This is a genomic window from Carboxylicivirga litoralis (assembly GCF_025499605.1).
Lineage (GTDB): Bacteria > Bacteroidota > Bacteroidia > Bacteroidales > Marinilabiliaceae > Carboxylicivirga > Carboxylicivirga litoralis.
The window spans coordinates 35,061-53,142 of record NZ_JAFMVC010000001.1 but is presented as its reverse complement, the minus strand read 5'-3'; the positions used below and the strand labels follow the sequence as shown (position 1 = coordinate 53,142).

Sequence of the window (18,082 nt, the reverse complement as noted above, 5' to 3'; positions counted from 1 at the left end):
ACTTTGAGAAATCAGCTTGTAAAGTTGGTGTGAAATTATAGTACAATGTTTGCAATCAATATTATATGAAATAAATAATGAGAGAGATTGAATAATATGAGAAAAATACTTTTATTGCTGTTAATACTTATTTCTTATAATACGATGGCTCAAAACAAACACCCTATGAAAGTGGCAATGGTCAGTATTTTTGTTGCTGACCCGGCAAAAGCATTTAAATATTATACCGAAGTGCTGGGCTTTGAGGAAGTGATGTTTATGCCAGAGCATTATATTGCTATTGTAAAATCGCCCCTGGTACCCAATGGCGTTAATATATTATTGGAACCAACAGAGCCTGGAGGTATTGAAATTGCCCGGCAATACAAAAAGAAATTATACGAAATGGGTATACCTGTTATGTCATTTAGTGCCGAGGATATTGCTCTTACTGTAGAAGAATTAAAAGCAAAAGGAGTGAAGTTCAAAAAAGAACCGGAGAAAACGGATTTTGGCTACGAAGCTGTTTTTGATGACGACAATGGGAACTATATTCAGTTGATACAGATAGATTAAAAAATCCTCCTTACCAGAATTTGTCAGAGGTCTTGCAAGGAGGATTTTAAGTTGTTGAATGGATGAGTGTCTATTCGCCCAACATCATGCGAATAATCTCTTTATCGGTTTCGCGCATGCCCACGCTTCCTAATCGGCCAATATTCTTAATTGTGTTTTCAACACCTTTTACTACAATGCCGTCGCCACCATAAAACTGCTGGCCATTTTTATACATGTGGTAACCTAATATGCCAGCTTCAACAGCAGATGCAATTTTACCTGCACACGATGGTTTGGCACCATCACACACAATTCCTGAAACGATTGCTAATGCATTAACAATGGTATGTGCCACCTCTTTGTATTTACCTCCATATAGGTATGTAATGCCTGCACCGGCACCCACGCCTGCAGAAATAGCACCACAGAAAGCAGACAGTCGTCCTATGCCCGTTTTTTGATGAATAGTTACCAGGTTAGAAACCAATAAAGCACGAAGCAGGGTGTCTTCATCTACTTTTAACTCTTTGGCATATTCAATAACCGGCACGGAAGTGGCCAGTCCCTGGTTTCCACTGCCCGAAACAATCATAACCGGAAGTTCACATCCACTCATACGGGCATCAGAGCCTGCTGCAGCAAAAGCTTTAGCACGAACTTTAATGTCGTTTTCGCCCCAAGTTTTTAACAATACCGAGCCAACATTTGCGCCCCAATTGTTTTTAATCCCTTCATTGGCAATGGCTGTATTATATTTAATCTGACGTTTTAAAGCATCCTTCACAAGGTTTAAGTCAACCGAATCGGCAAAGTCCACAATGTCCTTCACATTCATAATGGTGCGGTCGGTTTTGTGCTTGGTATTTAAATCGTCGCAGTGATGATTGTACAAAGTAGTCTCACCATTTTTGGTAATTTTAACGATATTAGTATGGTAATGCGATATCTGAACAGATGCACACTCATCGCCTTTAAACACATGAACGATGAGGTCAAAAATAACATCGCTGTTAGCAGGCTTAACTTTTACTTCGTTGGTGTTAAGGAATTCGCCAATTTCTCTTTTTTTATCTTCTTCCACATAGGAGATAACTTCCAGAACCTTGTCAGCATCACCAGCTACGATGCCAGCTATGGCAGCGGCTTCAATACCTTTCAAGTTGCCGGTGTTGGGTACTACCACACTCTTTACATTTTTAATAATGTTGTCGCTGGCTTCAACCAAAACGCGTTCTGGTAGCTGGCCTAATATCTTTCTGGCCATCGCTCCTGCATAGGCAATAGCAATGGGCTCAGTACATCCCATAGCAGGCATTAATTCTTCATGAAGAATGCTCACATAAGCCGAATAGCGATTATCTGACTTGTCCATATTTTAATTAATTGAACTGGTTATTTGTAAATGATGGCATAAAAATATACAGATAGCCATATATGTAAAATGATTAATCGCACAGGTGAGATAAATCATGAAATTTACTGCTGAAGGTAACGTGGATGCGTTCCGAGAAATTACCTTATAAATAGTTAAAGTATCAGCAAATAATTATTTTTGTTAAGCATTTGAAGAATAGCTTTGAAACTGATGATAATAACCAAATCATATGACAGATATAAGTATTAAAATAAGCGGACTAAATAAATCGTTTGGCAGAGGTGCTGCCGAAAAACATGTGCTGAAAGGCATTGATTTAAGTATTAATAAAGGACAGATAATAGGTTATATAGGTCCGAATGGGGCCGGAAAAAGCACTACTGTTAAAATTTTGTGTGGGATACTTACATCTTTTAAGGGAGATATTGAAGTTATGGGTATTCCATTGCGGGGCAATGATCTGAAAATTAAAAAGATGATTGGTTATGTGCCTGAAAATGGCGCACTTTATGAGGCTTTAACACCCAATGAGTATCTGAATTTGGTTGGTACGTTATTCGATATGTCACCAGCTTTGATAGGCGAACGCACTAAGTCCTTACTGGCGTATTTTGAAATGGATCAACATGCCAATCAGCGCATGGATACCTTTTCAAAGGGGATGAAGCAAAAGATTTTAATTATCGCCGGGTTAATTAATAATCCGGATATATTGTTTCTAGATGAGCCGCTCTCGGGCTTAGATGCTAATTCAGTGATATTGGTGAAAGATATGTTGACTAGGCTGGCACAACAAGGCAAAACTATTTTTTATAGTTCGCACCTGATGGATGTGGTGGAAAAAATTTCAGATCGCATCATTCTGATTGATGATGGTAAGGTGATTGCGGATGGAACCTTTGAAGAGTTGCAGCAAGATAGTAAAGCGTCGCTGGAGCAATTGTTTGCAAAATTAACAGGTGGCGAAAGTAGGGCTAATGAATCTGTTGCATTTGATAATGTTTTTAAGGACTAAGAGATGAAGACAGTAAAAAAGTTAATGGTATCACCTCTTAATCTACTTTTAAAGATATTAGGAGTTGATATTAACCATTTTTGGGTGCTATTGGATGCCAAGTTGAAAATTGATTTTCGTCGTGCTCCCAATAGTTTTCAGTCGGCAGGTAAGAAGCAAACGCTTATTAAGCAGTTATTTATCTATGCCTTTTTGGGTGCAATAATTATTGTTAGTCTTTATCGAATTTCGGATTTGATGCTTCAGTTGTCGGTGTTTTTTGCATTTCTCATTGTTTTTGAGGGAACTATACTTCTAACCGAGTTTACAGCTGTTTTATTTGATGATAATGAAAACCAAATATTGCTGCCACGCCCTGTAACCTCACGTACTTTATTATTGGTTCGTTTGGCACATATAACAGTTTATATGAGCAACATCGCTTTAGCACTTAGTTTGCCGTTTGCCATCTATTTAGCTATCAGCCATGGCTTATTGTCCGTCGTGTTTTTAGTAGCAGTGATTCTTTGTGCCTGGTTTACTTTAATTTTGGCAGTTGGTTTTTATATGGGGCTGGCTCGTTTTATAAGTGCCGAACGTTTTAAAGATGTGCTTAATTATTTTCAAATAGCATTAGCAGTTGTTATTATGGCAAGCTACCAGTTGGTGCCCCATTATATGGAAAATGCAAATGTTGAAACACTCATGTTTAAGCCTGTTTGGTGGGCCTATTTGTTACCATCGGTATGGTTTGCTGGCTTAACAAAGTTTATTACGGGCGTAGGCACTTCAATGGATGTTATTTTGACTTGTATAGCAGTAGGTATTCTGGCTCTGGGAAGTTTATTGCTAATACGTGCTCTCTCATTGGGTTTTACAGCTCTCTTATCCGAATCGAGAACTGGAAATGCGAAAGATGCGAAACCAGTTGAACAAAAATCAGTCAAAGGGTGGAAAAATAAACTAGTGGCTTTGCTTTGTGTGTCGGAAGTTGAAAAGGCAGGTTGGCAATTTACAATGCAGCATATCAAAAGTGACCGTAAGCTTAAACAACAGGTATACCCGATGTTTGCCTACAGTTTAATAATGGTAATTGCATTTTTAAAACCTGAAATTAATGATTTCTCAAGCTATATAGCGGAATTGGCAAACTCGTCAAAATACTTATTATTTGTGTTAACAGGTTTCTTCGGAACTATTGGCATATCTGTTATACCATATACCGATACACCAAAAGCTGCATGGATATATGATATGGCTTCAACAAGCCAGAGGTACCATATTCAGTCTGGAGCCATAAAAGCCATGTTATTTACATTTTACCTGCCTTTGCAGGTGTTGTATTTGATTCCAATCATCTGGATTTGGGGCATCAGTGTGTTGCCTTATGTATTCTTAGGTGCTGGCTTAAGTGCTGTATTGGCTATTTTATTGGTACGTATTCAGGCTAATCCCCTGCCTTTTTCTCAGGCACGAGAAATGGTAAATAAAGGAGAACAGACTTTACGCATGTTTTTGGGTATGTTTTTGATTGGAGCAATTATTGGTTTGGTATATCTTGTTTCTTTAACTCATGTAGCAATTGGTATTGTGCTTTGTGTGTTGTTGCCATTGATTATTTCATTGAGTTATAGAAGTGTTCGGGCAAGATCAATACGGTAATATGGCTTAAGCGGGTTATTCGATTTGATCCACTTTTCCCAATATTTAGGGATTGTGTGAGATTAGAAATTCTTCCATATTCGAAATAAAAATTGTCTATGGATAGAGTTCTAAGTCAAACACCTAATGGTCGTGTTTTTATTTGTCCCAATTGTGAAAAGATTCATATAGAATTTCATAATTTTTTATTCTCATTCAATAAAGAGGAGTTTCAATACTTTCAAAGGTGCTTTGCCCGCATGGATGGCTGTTATTACGAAGCACTCAATTCTGACATTGTGTATTCGCGCAAAATAATTGTTCCGATCGGTCATAAAAATGCTTCGATGATGCTTAATGGACGGGAATTAAAAGAATTGCAACGCTTACTAAAATGCAAGAAAGATGTATTTGTTCCAGATTCATTTTTATCAGTTAAAGAGATAGGTATTCAACCGGGTACTAACTAGTCATCATTACTTGTTAGTAGCAATAAGTTGGGAGTTCATTTGGGGAATGCTTTTTTAATGAATGAATTAGGTGCTTTGGGAAGGAGTAGCTGTGTTTATGATTTAGTAATGAAAAGCCCAACTAATAGCGATTGTGTTACAAGGATAAGGCCAATAATTTTGTGTGACTCAAAACAATCAATAAAATGAAGAAAACAGCAATATTTTACGGTACAAGTACCGGTAATACCCAAAACGTAGCAGAAGCTATCAATGCACAAATTGATAATGTAGCTGAGTTGATTAATGTTGAAGATTCATCTGCCTCAGAAATTGAAAAGTATGAATTTTTGTTTTTAGGAACCAGCACATGGGGGTTGGGCGATTTGCAAGATGACTGGGAAGGTTTTATCAGCGAGCTTAAATCTGCCAATTTAGAAGGTAAAAAAGTGGCTTTGTTCGGCTTAGGCGATGCCGATGCTTATCCGGATACTTTTGTAGATGGTATGGGAACAATCTATAATGCCATTGCTAACAAAGGTTGTGAGCTTGTAGGTATGGTGTCGGTTGAAGACTACAGCTATGATGCTTCAACGGCAGAAGTTGAAAGCCAGTTTGTAGGTTTGCCTATTGATGAAGATAACGAAAGTGATAAAACAGATGAGCGAATCAGTAAATGGGTGACTGATTTACGCCATCATCTGTCATAAAGATATACCTGAGACTATAATATTGAGTTTTATTATTAGACCTTTTTGCCTTACCTCTTATTGGGTCTCAGTTGAATAGAACAGGTTGCAGTTGCCTGATTCCAATGTTCATTTGTTCCGGTGTAAACGTACACCAAAAGGTATAAAATTCTACCAGCAATTGTGACTTGTTCTTTTTCTATATAGAATGATGATTTGGTCATCATGTTTTAATAGCATGAAAGGTTTAGCAACCTGGTAATGTACATCAGTCTTGTCGGAAAAAATGCTAAAGCGCTAAGGTTTTTGACACCCCCTGTCTTATCTATTCTCCACCGAAAAGGATTTTATCATCGACACTTTGTTGGGATGTAACCAAGGGAAGTAGTATATCCATTTTCCAAAAGAAATTCTTAAAAATACTAGAGACTTAGTAGTTGTGTTTTTAGGCGTGGAGTATAACTTGTCTTAAGTTTCTGTTACGTAATTTGAAATGTTCCTTAAAAGAACAATGTATAGTAATTAAGCGTTATATCTTAAACAATTAATGTTTGTGGCTATGCTTAGAATGCTATTCATACTGACCTTTTTAATTGCTTGTTTTGCTGAAGTTACCTCGTCTGAAACACTTTATTTTGTTGCGTCCGGAGATGATATTGATAGTAATCTGTTGTTAAACAAAGAGGCAATAAAAGAAAACAATTCAAATAGTATATTTCAATTAGTCAATACAGAGGATACGGTAATGTATAAATCCGTTAGTGTTGGCGATATTCAAAATGATAAAGAGGCTCAAGGGCGTAATTTTTTATTTTATGTTCATGGATATGGTAAAGAATTAGACGATGTAATTAAGCGTTCGCTCCAAATTCAACGAAGCTATGGCGTCCGAGTTATTTTCTTCTATTGGCCATATCGAAATAGTAAAGGGAAACAAACAAATCTTCGGCAAGCCAAAAACATTATTCGTCAGCACCAACAACAGTTCGCTTTTTTTCTTTCGTTGCGTGGTGAGTTTGCTAAGAAAAATCCTGATGCGAAGGTAAGTTTAATGGCACACAGTTTAGGCAACCAGTTTTTAAAAGATTATGCATTCTATTTGCAGGGCAATAATGAAGTGCGCCCTTTTGACAATATTATATTGAACAGTGCAGCTGTTAACGATAAAAACCATGCTGAGTGGCTATCAAAACTTAGTATTCAAAACAACATATATATCATATCCAATAGGCACGATTTTTTACTCCGAGGTCTTCGGCTATTTACACATTCGAAGCGACCACTTGGTGTGCGTGTTAAAAGCGAACGATTAGGTGCTGTTAACTATATTGATATGTCAGAAATAATTGGGCGGCAGAAGCCTCGCTACAATAGCCATTCGTTCTTCACTGGCGATATGCCTGACAGTAAAGATGAAGTGTTTACGATGTATCAGCAATTGTTGAATGGATTCGATTATAGAGTTAAAAAATCTAATGTGTCCACTCATCATTAAAGTTCGACTATTTATCATTTTTTGGAAAAACAATGATTGCGCATATGTTAAAAATTAATAAGATTTTGCTTTCTTTGCAGCCTTATTAATTATACGTTGCAATTGTTCATTTATGATAAGGTTAAATAGCGAACTACCATTAACCATGGAAGATGTTTTTAACATCCTAATAAATGGTGATGAAGTTGAAGTTAGTTCAGAGAGTTATAGTATTGTCGAGAAGAGTTTCGAATTCTTAAAAGAGTTCACAAAAGACAAAGTAATTTATGGTATTAATACCGGATTAGGGCCAATGGCTCAGTATCGTATTGACGATGATAAGTTAATCGATTTACAATATAACCTAATTCGAAGCCATTCGGCAGGAGCCGGGAAGAAAATCCCTTCTATCTATGCCAAAGCGTCAATGCTTGTTCGTATGCGAGCTATTATGCAGGGACATTCTGGAATTCACCCTTCCTGCATCAAGCTATTGCAACAATTAATTAACGCTGATATTTATCCTTTCTTGCCAGAGCATGGTGGAGTAGGAGCTAGTGGCGATTTAGTGCAACTGGCTCACATGGCATTAGTGCTTATCGGCGAAGGTCATGTGACCTACAAAGGTGAATTCAGACCTACAAAAGAAGTTTTTAAAGAGCTTAATGTAGAGCCAATTGAGGTGAAGTTGCGTGAAGGGTTATCGTTAATCAATGGTACTTCCGTGATGACTGGCGTTGGTTTGGTTAATGTTATCAAGTCAAAGCAGTTATTAAACTGGTCGTTGATTGCTTCGGTGATGCTTAACGAGATTGTGATGTCGTTTGACGATCACTTTTCTGTTGTGCTTAACTCGGTGAAGAAGCATAATGGACAAGATAAAATTGCTGCTGCCATGAGAAATATTTTAGGTGACAGTCAATTGATTTCTCGTCGTGAAGATCACTTTTTTACGAATAATGCCGATGAACGCATCTTTAAAAGAAAAGTACAGGAATATTATTCATTGCGTTGTGTACCGCAGATTTTAGGTCCTGTTCATGAAACAGTTGAGGCGGCTACTAATGTTGTTATCAATGAAGCCAACTCGGTAAGCGATAACCCAATTGTGGATGTTGAAAATGAAAATGTATATCACGGAGGTAACTTCCATGGCGATTACGTTTCATTGGAGATGGATAAGTTGAAGTTAGCGGTAACACGCGTGTCTATGCTGGCTGAGCGTCAAATCGCATTCTTATTCAATAGCAAGATCAACGAAATCTTACCTCCGTTTGTCAACTTAGGTACATTAGGGCTTAATCTGGGTATGCAGGGTGTGCAGTTTACGGCTACTTCAACAGCGGCCGAAAACCAAACGCTTTCCAATTCAATGTACGTGCATAGTATCACAACTAATAACGATAACCAGGATATTGTGAGTATGGGTACTAACTCGGCAATGCTTACAAAACGTGTTATTGATAACGCCTACCAGGTACAGGCTATTGAAATGATGGCTTTACTGCAGGCTATCGATTATTTGAAAGTAGCTGATAAACTCTCTTCATTCACCAAAAATATTTATGATGAACTAAGAGCGATTGTTCCTGTTTTTGTTGAAGACACGCCTAAATACGAGGAGATTGAGCGTATGGTTAATCATTTGTTTAATACGTATGTAGAATTGCCAAAAGGCAAGTAAGTGGCATAGTAAATTAGATTGTAATGAAGTACGCATTAGTTACAGGTGGTTCAAGAGGAATAGGCAGAGCTGTATCATTAAAATTAGCTGAGCAAGGTTTTTATGTGCTGATCAATTATCGTTCAAATCATGAAGAAGCCAAAAAGGTACTTGTTGAAATAGAAGAACAGGATGGTAAAGGTGAATTATTACCATTCGATGTTTCGAGTGCTGATGAAGTAAGTGATGTATTGGGTGGTTGGATGAGCAAAAATGATCAGCATATTGATGTGTTGGTTAATAACGCAGGTATTACAGCCGACAACCTGATGGTTTTTATGACCAATGATGAGTGGAACAAAGTAATTACCACTAATCAAAACAGTTTCTTTTATGTCACTCGTCAGGTATTGGAAGGTATGATAGTTAATAAATTCGGACGAATTATTAATGTTGTGTCTTTATCGGGTCAGAAAGGGCATCCGGGACAGGTTAATTACTCAGCGTCAAAAGGCGCTGTGATGGCAGCAACGAAGTCTTTGGCTATGGAAGTTGGTAAAAAGAAGGTGACGGTTAACTGTGTTGCTCCTGGCTTTATTAAAACCGAAATGACTGAACACATCGACGAAAAAATGTGGAAAAAAATGATCCCGTTAAATCGTTTCGGAGAGGCCAAAGAAGTGGCTGGCGTGGTAGGCTTCCTGGCATCTGAAGATGCTTCATATATTACAGGTGAAACAATTGCTGTTAACGGCGGAATGTATAGCTAATTACTATGGATAGAAGAGTTGTTATATCAGGTGTTGGAATCTATTCGGTTCTTGGAAAGAATATTGAAGAAGTTACCAATTCATTATACAAAGGCACCTCGGGCATTGGATTGGATGAGAACCGCAAAGAACTAGGTTTTAGATCGATGCTAACAGGTAAGTTGGAACGCCCTAATCTTAAAAAGCTTTTGTCGCGCCGACAACGTATTGGTATTCCTGAGCAGGGTGAATATGCTTATATGGCCACGGTTGAAGCATTTGAAAATGCTAAAATCGACATGGATTTCCTAGAAAAGAACGAAGTGGGTATCCTGTATGGTAACGATAGTTCTTCCATTCCTGTAATTGAGTCTATCGACCGTGTTCGCGAAACAAAAGATACTACCTTGTTAGGTTCAGGTTCAATTTTCCAGAGCATGAACTCAACCATTTCTATGAACTTGTCGGTTATTTTCAAGCTTCGTGGTATAAATTTTACGGTTAGTGGAGCTTGCGCCAGTAGCTCGCATGCAGTGGGAATGGCTTATTTCCTGATTAAACATGGCTATCAGGATATCGTATTATGTGGAGGAGGACAGGAGATTAACCCTGAATCAATGGGGAGCTTCGATGGCTTATCAGCTTTTTCAGTGCGTCACGATGACCCACAGGCAGCGTCTCGTCCGTTTGATAAAAACAGGGATGGACTGATTCCAAGTGGAGGAGGAGCATCGTTGGTGGTTGAAACATTGGAATCGGCTTTAAAAAGAGGAGCGGACATAGTGGCTGAAATTAATGGATATGGTTTCTCTTCTAATGGCGACCATATTTCGGTACCAAACCAGGAAGGACCAACCATCTCATTGGAGCGTTGCCTGCAAGATGCCAATATGGCGGCCAGGGATATCGACTATGTAAATGCACACGCCACGTCTACGCCAGTAGGTGATACCATGGAAGCACGTGCGTTAAATACCGTTTTTGGTGGTTGTAAAACGCCAATTAGTTCTACCAAATCAATGACGGGCCATGAGATGTGGATGGGTGGTGCCAGCGAATTAATTTATTCATCAATCATGATGGATAAGTCGTTTATTGCACCAAATATCAACTTTGAATCGCCTGATGAAGATTCATCCAAGTTGAATATCATAAGTCAAACGACTGAAAAGGAATTAAATACAGTTCTTTCGAATTCATTTGGATTTGGCGGAACGAACTCAACGATAATTTTATCGAAGTATAAGAAATAAGGATTAGAGAAGAATATAACCGACAACAAACATGGAAAGAACAGAGATTAAAAAAATTGTTGATGAATTTTTGATCGACGAATTTGAGATTGAGCAGGATGTTATTGCCGATGATGCCCACCTGATTGATGACTTAGGCTTAGAGAGTCTTGATTTTGTTGACATCGTAGTAATTATCGAGAAAGAATTCGGTTTTAAAGTGCAGCGCGAAGAGATGAAAGATATCCGTGTGTTGGCTGATTTATACGAATATATCGAAAAGAACGCCTAATGAGCAAGTGGACGGGGAAGTCAAAAGGAAGTCCGCTAGGGTATCGAATCTTTATTTCTTTGTTGAAGAAAGATGTTCGATTAGCTTATCTTTTGCTTAGACCGGTTTCGTTTTTTTATTTGATTTTCTCAAACAAGAAATCGATTTTCCACTTTTATCATAAAAGGCTGAATTATAGCAAGCTTAAAACCATACGAAGCATTTATGGCAACTATGTGTTTTTAGGCAAGGTATTGATTGATAAAATTGCAATTCTTTCGGGTCAGAAAGAGCAATTTACCTTTGATTTTGAAGGCGAAGAGTATTTGCACGAACTGGTTGAAAACAAGCAGGGCGGTTTACTTTTAGGGGCTCACATGGGTAACTGGGAAGTGGCCGGCGAATTGCTTGAACGAGTTGATTCAGTGATAAATATTCTGATGGTGGAGGTTGAACGCCAAAACCTGAAAGAAGTCCTGGAAAAAGCAATGGAAGAAAAGAAGGTCAATATCATTCCAATAAAGGACGATATGTCGCACATGTTTAGTGTGATTGAAGCCTTTAAAAATAAAGAGTTGGTGGCCATGCATGGCGATCGTTTTGTTGAAGGAAGCCCAATTGTAGAACTTGATTTTTTAGGAGCTAAAGCAGCCTTTCCAATCGGTCCTATGATGCTGGCTAGTCGCTATTCGATACCAGTCAGCTTTGTGTTTACACTCAAAGAAAGCAATCGCCACTATCACTTTTATGCTACCAAAGGAAAAGTTTACCCACGTTTTCGCAAACCTGACCTTAAAAAGGCAAGCACGGAAACAATGGTATTTGAATACGTTCAATATTTAGAAAAGATGGTGCTGAAATATCCATTACAATGGTTTAACTACCATAAGTTTTGGAACAGCGAAAAATAAAAATCTATGTCAGTAACCTACGGAAAAGACACCAAATCGGCATTACAGGCTAAGTTTGATGCCCAAAAAATTGCATTTGCCCCAATTATGTTTCAGGCTGCCTTGGCTTTACGAAACCTGGGAATTCTTGAATTAATTAAATCAAAGCGAAAAGGCATCACCATTGAAGCCATTGCTGAAGAACTTAATCTATCTGTTTACGGAGTAAAAGTTCTGCTTGAAGCAGGCTTAAGCCTGGAAATGGTAATGGTTGAAAATGATGTATATAAAATCACCAAGACAGGTTGGTACATTTTAAGCGATGAATTAACACGCGTTAATATGGATTTTACGCAAGATGTTAATTACAAAGGCATGTTTACGCTTGAAGATTCTATCAAAGAAGGTAAACCCACCGGATTAAAAGAATTTGGCGATTGGCCAACTGTGTATGAAGGCTTAGCTCATTTGCCAGAAAAAGCGAAAGAAAGCTGGTTTGCTTTCGACCATTATTACTCTGATTATGCTTTCCCTGAGATTATGCCAATTGTTTTCCGCAATAATCCAAAACGCATTTTGGATGTGGGTGGCAACACCGGGAAGTTCTCTATTCAGTGTGCCAAATACAATGAGGATGTGAAAGTCACCATCCTCGATTTGCCAGGTCAGTTAAATGTGGCGAAGCAAAACATCGAAAAGAATGGTTTTTCAGACCGTGTAGATGGTCATCCAATTAACTTATTAGACCATTCAAATGCTTTCCCTCAGGGAGCAGATATTGTATGGATGAGTCAGTTCCTGGATTGTTTCTCACAAGAAGATATACTTGAGCTTTTGAAGCGCTCAAACAATGCGATTGATGAAAACGGACGTGTTTATATTCTTGAGACCTACTGGGATAATCAGGAGTTCGAAGCATCAACTTATAGTTTGCATGCCACATCATTGTATTTCACTAACATAGCTAACGGTTGCAGTCAGATGTATCATACCGAAGATATGTTGGCGTTGGTTGAAAAAGCTGGACTGGAAGTGGAAGAGACCGTTGAAAACATTGGTGTTAGCCATACATTGCTAATCTGTAAGAAGAAATAAGGTGAATTCCGGAGCAAACATAAATTGGTCTGTTGAAGAGCTGATACCACAGCGTCCGCCGTTTGTTTTTATTGATGCAGTGACTCGTTTTACTGAGACGCAGGTTGAAACAACATTTCAGATTAAAGCAGATAGCCCGTTTGTAAACGGAAATCTATTTGAAGAGGCCGGTTTAATTGAGAATATGGCTCAGACAGCCGCAGCACTAGAAGGCTGTAATGCGAAACAAAACAACAGCGCTGTTAAAATAGGCTTTATTGGTTCGGTTAAGCAGTTGGAAATTGTTAGGAGCCCAAGAGTAGGTGATGTGTTAGAAACACAGGTGACTATTTTGAACAATGCCATGGGTGTTAATATTGCCGAGGGCATTGTAACGTGTAATAACGAGGACTTGGCAAAGTGTGTATTGAATATTTTTCTGAAAGAAGATTAAACAATATTTTCTACGTTTTTTGAATGAGCTTGACTACTTGTTGATTTTAACAATCAAAGAGTTGACTAATTATTAATAAAGAAGTGAAAGAATTAATCAATACAACCACGACCAAAGTTCGGTTTAGTGAGGTTGATTCCATGCAAATTGTTTGGCATGGTAACTATGTGAAGTTTTTGGAAGATGGGCGCGAGGCTTTTGGTAAACAATATGGATTAGGCTACTTTGATGTTTACAATCAGGGTTTTATGATTCCAATTGTAAAAGTGGATATTGATTATAAAAATCAGGTTAAATACGGTGATGACTTAGAAATCAAAACCATATTTAAAAGTGTAGATGCGGCTAAAATCTACTTCGATTATGTAATAAGAAGGCTGTCGGATAACAAGGTAGTGGCAAAAGCAACAACTATTCAGGTGTTTCTGGATACCAATGGTGACTTGCAATTGACCAATCCTGCTTTTTATGCCGCATGGAAAACCAAATACAAATTGTAAAATGGTAAGAGTAGCAGCGCACAATATTATTTCTCCATTGGGTTGTACCAGTCAGGAAAACTTTGATAAAGTGGTGGCAGGACAATCCGGTATTGCTTTGCGTAAGAAGGGCGAATTGTCTGATACTGATTTTCAGGCTGCATTGCTTAATATGGAGGTTCTTAAGGATAAAATATCTGGTATCGCCAACGCTGAAGCATACACTAAGTTAGAACAATTATGCATTTTATCTTTAAATGAAGTGCTGGATGGTGTTGATGTTAAAAGTGAGCGCACTGGTTTTATTTTTAGTACGACTAAGGGAAATATCACAGAAATTACCAACAATCCTCATGCGGTGGATGCCTTGTTGGCAACAACAGCTAATAAGATTGCCAATTATTTTGGGTTCAAATCATCACCGCAGGTTATTTCCAATGCCTGTATTTCTGGTTTAGCTGCTTTTGTTATCGGACGTAGATATATTGATGCTGGCAAATACGATAATGTAATTATTTTAGGAGCTGATATCTTATCGAAATTCATCGTTTCAGGTTTTCAGTCATTTCAATCCTTAAGTCCTGAGCCCTGTAAACCATTTGATGCCAATCGCGATGGATTAACTTTGGGCGAAGGTGTGGCCAGCGTAGTTCTATCTAAAGCGGATAATACCAATAAGGCATGTGTTGAAGTGGTGAGTGGTGCAATTTCTAATGATGCCAACCATATTTCAGGTCCATCGCGCACCGGCGAGGGCTTATACAGAGCTATTACAAGAACAGTTGGAGCCAATGAAGAAGTGGATTGCATTTGTGCCCATGGAACAGCAACGCCTTACAACGACGACATGGAATCGCATGCCATTAGTCGGGCTGGTTACGAAACGATACCGGTAAGTGGATTGAAAGGCTATTTTGGTCATACATTGGGAGCTGCCGGGGTTATTGAGTCAATCATTTCTATACTAGCCATGCAAAATAATGTGGTTATTGGTACCAAGGGAACGGTTGAGCAAGGTGTTGTTGCGCCGGTTAATGTGACTAAAGAAAACATACAGAAGCCGGTTAATGGCTTATTGAAATTAATGTCGGGCTTTGGTGGTTGCAATGCTGCTGTTTATTTTAAAAAGCATGGAGAATAATCAGATAATTAAAGAAGTTAGCATTGAGCACGGCAAGGTGTTGATCAATCAGTCTGAGTTTTTCACAGGTGAAACCAGCGATTTAGGACCGTTTTTAAAATCGTTGTATAAGCAGCTTAACCTGAAATACAACAAGTATTTTAAGATGGATCATCTGAGTAAACTTGGTTTTTTGGCCTCAGAAGTACTGTTGCTTAATGAAGGTATTGCGAATGAAACAGATGAGGTGGCTATTATTTTAGCTAATGCATCTTCATCATTACATACCGATGTGAAGTACCAGGAATCTATTGCTGACATACCAAGCCCATCGGTGTTTGTATATACTTTGCCAAACATTGTGATTGGTGAAATTAGTATCCGAAACAAATTTTATGGAGAACATATGTTCTTCGTACAGCCATCATATAATAAAGAAGAACTTTTAGACTATACTACCTGTCTGTTTAACTCTACGCCATGCAAATATGCCATTGTAGGCTGGGTTGAAGTGAATAGAAATGGTGATTATAGTGCTAAGCTGATGTTATGTCAGAACAAAAAATAGAGAGTTATGAGCGAATTGAAAGAAGAATTAAAAAAGCAATTAATAGAACAGTTAAACCTTGAAGATTTTGAGGTGTCAGATATCGATGATAATGATTTACTTTTTGGCGATAATGGATTAGCATTGGACTCTATCGATGCCTTGGAAATCATTGTGTTACTTGAAAAAGAATACGGTATCAAAATCGCTGATCCAAAGCAAGGTAAAGATATTATGACTTCGGTTCAGACATTGGCTGATTATATCGAAAGCAAGCGCTAGAGTAATGAATGATAGTATTGTTGTAACAGGTATTGGCGTTGTTTGTTCTATCGGGACAAATGTCCGGGAATGCTTTAGCTCGTTGAAAAATGAACGTGCCGGTATTGAGCCTATTCAATATTTGAATACAGTTCATAAAGAGCGATTTAAGTTAGGAGAGGTAAAACGAAGCAACGAAGAGTTGGTGGCCATGTTGGGCTTATCTCATAATGATGCAGATAAATATAGCCGCACTGCTTTGCTAGCTATGTTAGCTGGTCGGGAAGCTATGCAAATGGCTGAAGCATCAAATGGAGCAATGCGCACAGGTGTTGTTTCATCAACCACCGTTGGAGGAATGGACGTTACCGAGCAAAAATACCTGAAACAAGCTGATCATTCCTATTTGCAGACTCACCCTTGTGGTGATTCAACCAGACAGTTGGCCCATTTTATTGGAGCAACAGGTTATTACACAACGCTTAATACAGCTTGTTCGTCTGGTACCAATGCTTTGATTCACGGAGTGAGATTATTGCGACATGGTATTGTAGATCGTGTTGTGGTGGGTGGTGTAGATGCGTTAACCATGTTTACCTTAAATGGTTTTAACTCCTTGATGATTCTGGATACAGAACATTGTAAGCCATTTGATAAAAATCGTAAAGGACTCAACCTGGCTGAGGGTGCCGGTTATCTTGTTCTTGAAAAAGAGCAGGATGCGAACCACTTTCTTTGTAAAGTGCCGGGCTTTGCCAATGCCAATGATGCTTACCACCAAACAGCTTCTTCACCCGAAGGAAATGGCGCTTTTTCATCCATGTCGCAAGCTTTGGAAATGAGTGGTTTATCAACCGATGATATCGACTATGTGAATGTACATGGCACCGGCACGAACAACAATGACTTGTCGGAAGGTGTTGCGCTTAATCGCCTGTTTGGAAAAGGGAAGGTACCACAGTTCTCATCAACAAAAGCATATACAGGTCATACCTTAGCTGCAGCAGCAGGTATCGAAGCCGTATTCTCGGTGTTAGCTATTCAGAACGATATTATCTATCCCAACCTTAATTTTGAGGAAGCCATTGAAGATTTGGAATTAATTCCGAATACAAAGGTGCTTGAAGGAAAGGGAGTCAATAATGTGATGTCCAACTCATTTGGGTTTGGAGGCAATAATTCAACTGTGATTTTTTCGAAATAATATGAAGCTATATATAAAATCATCGGATTGTATTAGTGCGCAGGCAACATTTGAAAGTGCATTGCCAGCTGAATTAAGCTTGCCTGAAAATGGCGGCTTAACTTGTCTTAAGCCTGATTATAAGAAATTTATTAGCCCAAAGCTCTTAAGGCGAATGAGTCCAATCATCCGCAATGGTGTGACTTGTAGTTTATCGACTTTAAAGCAGGCTAACATTGAAGTGCCTGATGCTATCATTGTGGGAACAGCTCTTGGATGCCTGAAAGATACAGCCAGTTTTTTAACGCAGTTGATTGAAGAAAACGAGGAGTTACCTAATCCAACACATTTTATTCAGTCAACACATAATACCATTGCCGGTCAGTTAGCGCTTTTGCTGAAGTGCACCAACTATAATTTCACCTTCTCACAAATGCACAATTCATTTGAGTGTGCCTTGTTAGATGCTCAATTGATGCTACTCGATGAACAAGCAAATAATGTGCTGGTTGGTGGAGTTGATGAGCTGCCAGAAGTAAGCTATGAACTGACCAAAGACCTGGATTGCTACAAAGAGGCAACTTTAGGCGAAGGAGGAAGTTTCTTTGTGCTAAGTACCGAGGAAAGCTCTGTTGAGCTAAAGGGTGTGAAGATTATTAATTCACCAGACTGCAATATCGAAGAAGAACTCAAACATTTTAACCTAAGTATCAATGATGTTGATGTGGTAATTGGTGGTGATGTGGCTGAAAACGATGCCACTTACTCAGCTTTTCAGCACAAGTTCGAAGGTAAACCATATGTTTGGTATAAGCCTTTTATGGGCGAGTTTGGTACCGCTTCATCAATGGCCCTGTGGATAGCATCAAAAATCATTGAAGAACAAACGATTCCTCAGTGTTGGTTAAAAAGTGGTATGGATTTTAACAACTACAATAATGTGGTGATCTATAACAATGTTGGTGGCGAACAAAGCTTAATAGTCTTGTCAAAAAACTAA

Annotated in this window: 20 protein-coding genes; 19 read left to right on the top strand and 1 reads right to left on the bottom strand. The window is 38.5% G+C overall.

Going from position 1 to position 18,082, the window contains the following annotated elements; translation table 11 throughout:
* Nucleotides 1–96: 96 nt before the first annotated feature.
* Nucleotides 97–555, top strand: coding sequence for a VOC family protein (locus J1N10_RS00240; RefSeq protein WP_262324662.1), 459 nt, complete (start codon nucleotides 97–99; stop codon nucleotides 553–555).
* Between the two features lie 70 nt (nucleotides 556–625).
* Here J1N10_RS00240 and J1N10_RS00235 read toward each other — a convergent pair whose 3' ends face one another.
* On the bottom strand, nucleotides 626–1,909 hold the full coding sequence (locus tag J1N10_RS00235; protein ID WP_262324661.1) for an L-cysteine desulfidase family protein: 1,284 nt from the start codon (nucleotides 1,907–1,909) through the stop codon (nucleotides 626–628).
* 232 nt (nucleotides 1,910–2,141) lie between these two features.
* Between J1N10_RS00235 and J1N10_RS00230 the strand changes: the two genes are divergently transcribed.
* From J1N10_RS00230 to J1N10_RS00145, 18 genes are all read left to right on the top strand, one after another.
* Nucleotides 2,142–2,927, top strand: a complete 786-nt coding sequence (locus J1N10_RS00230; protein ID WP_262324660.1) for an ABC transporter ATP-binding protein — start codon at nucleotides 2,142–2,144, stop codon at nucleotides 2,925–2,927.
* 3 nt (nucleotides 2,928–2,930) lie between these two features.
* Nucleotides 2,931–4,568 (top strand): hypothetical protein, encoded by a 1,638-nt coding sequence (locus tag J1N10_RS00225; protein ID WP_262324659.1) that lies wholly within the window; start codon nucleotides 2,931–2,933, stop codon nucleotides 4,566–4,568.
* A 98-nt stretch (nucleotides 4,569–4,666) separates the two neighbouring features.
* Nucleotides 4,667–5,017, top strand: a complete 351-nt coding sequence (locus J1N10_RS00220) for a DUF6686 family protein (RefSeq protein ID WP_262324658.1) — start codon at nucleotides 4,667–4,669, stop codon at nucleotides 5,015–5,017.
* 185 nt (nucleotides 5,018–5,202) lie between these two features.
* On the top strand, nucleotides 5,203–5,706 hold the full coding sequence (locus tag J1N10_RS00215) for a flavodoxin (protein WP_262324657.1): 504 nt from the start codon (nucleotides 5,203–5,205) through the stop codon (nucleotides 5,704–5,706).
* Between the two features lie 538 nt (nucleotides 5,707–6,244).
* Nucleotides 6,245–7,180, top strand: a complete 936-nt coding sequence (locus J1N10_RS00210) for an alpha/beta hydrolase (RefSeq protein WP_262324656.1) — start codon at nucleotides 6,245–6,247, stop codon at nucleotides 7,178–7,180.
* A 112-nt stretch (nucleotides 7,181–7,292) separates the two neighbouring features.
* Entirely contained in the window at nucleotides 7,293–8,843 is a 1,551-nt protein-coding gene (locus tag J1N10_RS00205; protein WP_262324655.1) for an HAL/PAL/TAL family ammonia-lyase, read from the top strand.
* A 23-nt stretch (nucleotides 8,844–8,866) separates the two neighbouring features.
* Nucleotides 8,867–9,592: a 3-oxoacyl-ACP reductase FabG gene (fabG, locus tag J1N10_RS00200; RefSeq protein ID WP_262324654.1), complete on the top strand. Its 726-nt coding sequence runs from the start codon at nucleotides 8,867–8,869 to the stop codon at nucleotides 9,590–9,592.
* Between the two features lie 5 nt (nucleotides 9,593–9,597).
* Nucleotides 9,598–10,824, top strand: a complete 1,227-nt coding sequence (locus J1N10_RS00195; protein WP_262324653.1) for a beta-ketoacyl-[acyl-carrier-protein] synthase family protein — start codon at nucleotides 9,598–9,600, stop codon at nucleotides 10,822–10,824.
* A gap of 31 nt (nucleotides 10,825–10,855) precedes the next feature.
* A complete protein-coding gene (locus tag J1N10_RS00190) occupies nucleotides 10,856–11,095 on the top strand; it encodes an acyl carrier protein (RefSeq protein WP_262324652.1) in 240 nt (79 codons plus the stop codon).
* Complete coding sequence (locus J1N10_RS00185) at nucleotides 11,095–11,985, top strand: lysophospholipid acyltransferase family protein (RefSeq protein ID WP_262324651.1); 891 nt, start codon at nucleotides 11,095–11,097, stop codon at nucleotides 11,983–11,985. Before J1N10_RS00190 ends, J1N10_RS00185 begins: the two co-directional genes overlap by 1 nt.
* Nucleotides 11,986–11,991: 6 nt before the next feature.
* On the top strand, nucleotides 11,992–13,059 hold the full coding sequence (locus J1N10_RS00180) for a class I SAM-dependent methyltransferase (protein ID WP_262324650.1): 1,068 nt from the start codon (nucleotides 11,992–11,994) through the stop codon (nucleotides 13,057–13,059).
* 1 nt (nucleotide 13,060) lies between these two features.
* Nucleotides 13,061–13,492 carry a hypothetical protein gene (locus J1N10_RS00175; RefSeq protein WP_262324649.1) on the top strand — a complete coding sequence of 144 codons (432 nt, stop codon included), beginning with the start codon at nucleotides 13,061–13,063 and terminating at the stop codon, nucleotides 13,490–13,492.
* Between the two features lie 83 nt (nucleotides 13,493–13,575).
* The gene (locus J1N10_RS00170; protein ID WP_262324648.1) at nucleotides 13,576–13,992 is read left to right on the top strand and encodes an acyl-CoA thioesterase; all 417 of its coding nucleotides are present in this window, start codon (nucleotides 13,576–13,578) and stop codon (nucleotides 13,990–13,992) included.
* 1 nt (nucleotide 13,993) lies between these two features.
* The gene (locus J1N10_RS00165) at nucleotides 13,994–15,112 is read left to right on the top strand and encodes a beta-ketoacyl-[acyl-carrier-protein] synthase family protein (protein WP_262324647.1); all 1,119 of its coding nucleotides are present in this window, start codon (nucleotides 13,994–13,996) and stop codon (nucleotides 15,110–15,112) included.
* On the top strand, nucleotides 15,102–15,659 hold the full coding sequence (locus tag J1N10_RS00160; RefSeq protein ID WP_262324646.1) for a hypothetical protein: 558 nt from the start codon (nucleotides 15,102–15,104) through the stop codon (nucleotides 15,657–15,659). The genes J1N10_RS00165 and J1N10_RS00160 overlap by 11 nt, the downstream gene beginning before the upstream one ends.
* Nucleotides 15,660–15,665: 6 nt before the next feature.
* Complete coding sequence (locus tag J1N10_RS00155; protein WP_262324645.1) at nucleotides 15,666–15,920, top strand: phosphopantetheine-binding protein; 255 nt, start codon at nucleotides 15,666–15,668, stop codon at nucleotides 15,918–15,920.
* 4 nt (nucleotides 15,921–15,924) lie between these two features.
* On the top strand, nucleotides 15,925–17,103 hold the full coding sequence (locus J1N10_RS00150; protein WP_262324644.1) for a beta-ketoacyl-[acyl-carrier-protein] synthase family protein: 1,179 nt from the start codon (nucleotides 15,925–15,927) through the stop codon (nucleotides 17,101–17,103).
* A gap of 1 nt (nucleotide 17,104) precedes the next feature.
* On the top strand, nucleotides 17,105–18,082 hold the full coding sequence (locus tag J1N10_RS00145) for a beta-ketoacyl synthase chain length factor (RefSeq protein WP_262324643.1): 978 nt from the start codon (nucleotides 17,105–17,107) through the stop codon (nucleotides 18,080–18,082).

Coding starts and splice junctions, on each gene's coding strand:
- J1N10_RS00155 (WP_262324645.1), top strand. CDS start 15,666: ATGAGCGAATTGAAAGAAGAATTAAAAAAGCAATTAATAGAACAGTTA.
- J1N10_RS00180 (WP_262324650.1), top strand. CDS start 11,992: ATGTCAGTAACCTACGGAAAAGACACCAAATCGGCATTACAGGCTAAG.
- J1N10_RS00220 (WP_262324658.1), top strand. CDS start 4,667: ATGGATAGAGTTCTAAGTCAAACACCTAATGGTCGTGTTTTTATTTGT.
- J1N10_RS00165 (WP_262324647.1), top strand. CDS start 13,994: ATGGTAAGAGTAGCAGCGCACAATATTATTTCTCCATTGGGTTGTACC.
- J1N10_RS00190 (WP_262324652.1), top strand. CDS start 10,856: ATGGAAAGAACAGAGATTAAAAAAATTGTTGATGAATTTTTGATCGAC.
- J1N10_RS00215 (WP_262324657.1), top strand. CDS start 5,203: ATGAAGAAAACAGCAATATTTTACGGTACAAGTACCGGTAATACCCAA.
- J1N10_RS00145 (WP_262324643.1), top strand. CDS start 17,105: ATGAAGCTATATATAAAATCATCGGATTGTATTAGTGCGCAGGCAACA.
- J1N10_RS00150 (WP_262324644.1), top strand. CDS start 15,925: ATGAATGATAGTATTGTTGTAACAGGTATTGGCGTTGTTTGTTCTATC.
- J1N10_RS00195 (WP_262324653.1), top strand. CDS start 9,598: ATGGATAGAAGAGTTGTTATATCAGGTGTTGGAATCTATTCGGTTCTT.
- J1N10_RS00185 (WP_262324651.1), top strand. CDS start 11,095: ATGAGCAAGTGGACGGGGAAGTCAAAAGGAAGTCCGCTAGGGTATCGA.
- J1N10_RS00235 (WP_262324661.1), bottom strand. CDS start 1,909: ATGGACAAGTCAGATAATCGCTATTCGGCTTATGTGAGCATTCTTCAT.
- J1N10_RS00225 (WP_262324659.1), top strand. CDS start 2,931: ATGAAGACAGTAAAAAAGTTAATGGTATCACCTCTTAATCTACTTTTA.
- J1N10_RS00160 (WP_262324646.1), top strand. CDS start 15,102: ATGGAGAATAATCAGATAATTAAAGAAGTTAGCATTGAGCACGGCAAG.
- fabG (WP_262324654.1), top strand. CDS start 8,867: ATGAAGTACGCATTAGTTACAGGTGGTTCAAGAGGAATAGGCAGAGCT.
- J1N10_RS00205 (WP_262324655.1), top strand. CDS start 7,293: ATGATAAGGTTAAATAGCGAACTACCATTAACCATGGAAGATGTTTTT.
- J1N10_RS00210 (WP_262324656.1), top strand. CDS start 6,245: ATGCTTAGAATGCTATTCATACTGACCTTTTTAATTGCTTGTTTTGCT.
- J1N10_RS00230 (WP_262324660.1), top strand. CDS start 2,142: ATGACAGATATAAGTATTAAAATAAGCGGACTAAATAAATCGTTTGGC.
- J1N10_RS00240 (WP_262324662.1), top strand. CDS start 97: ATGAGAAAAATACTTTTATTGCTGTTAATACTTATTTCTTATAATACG.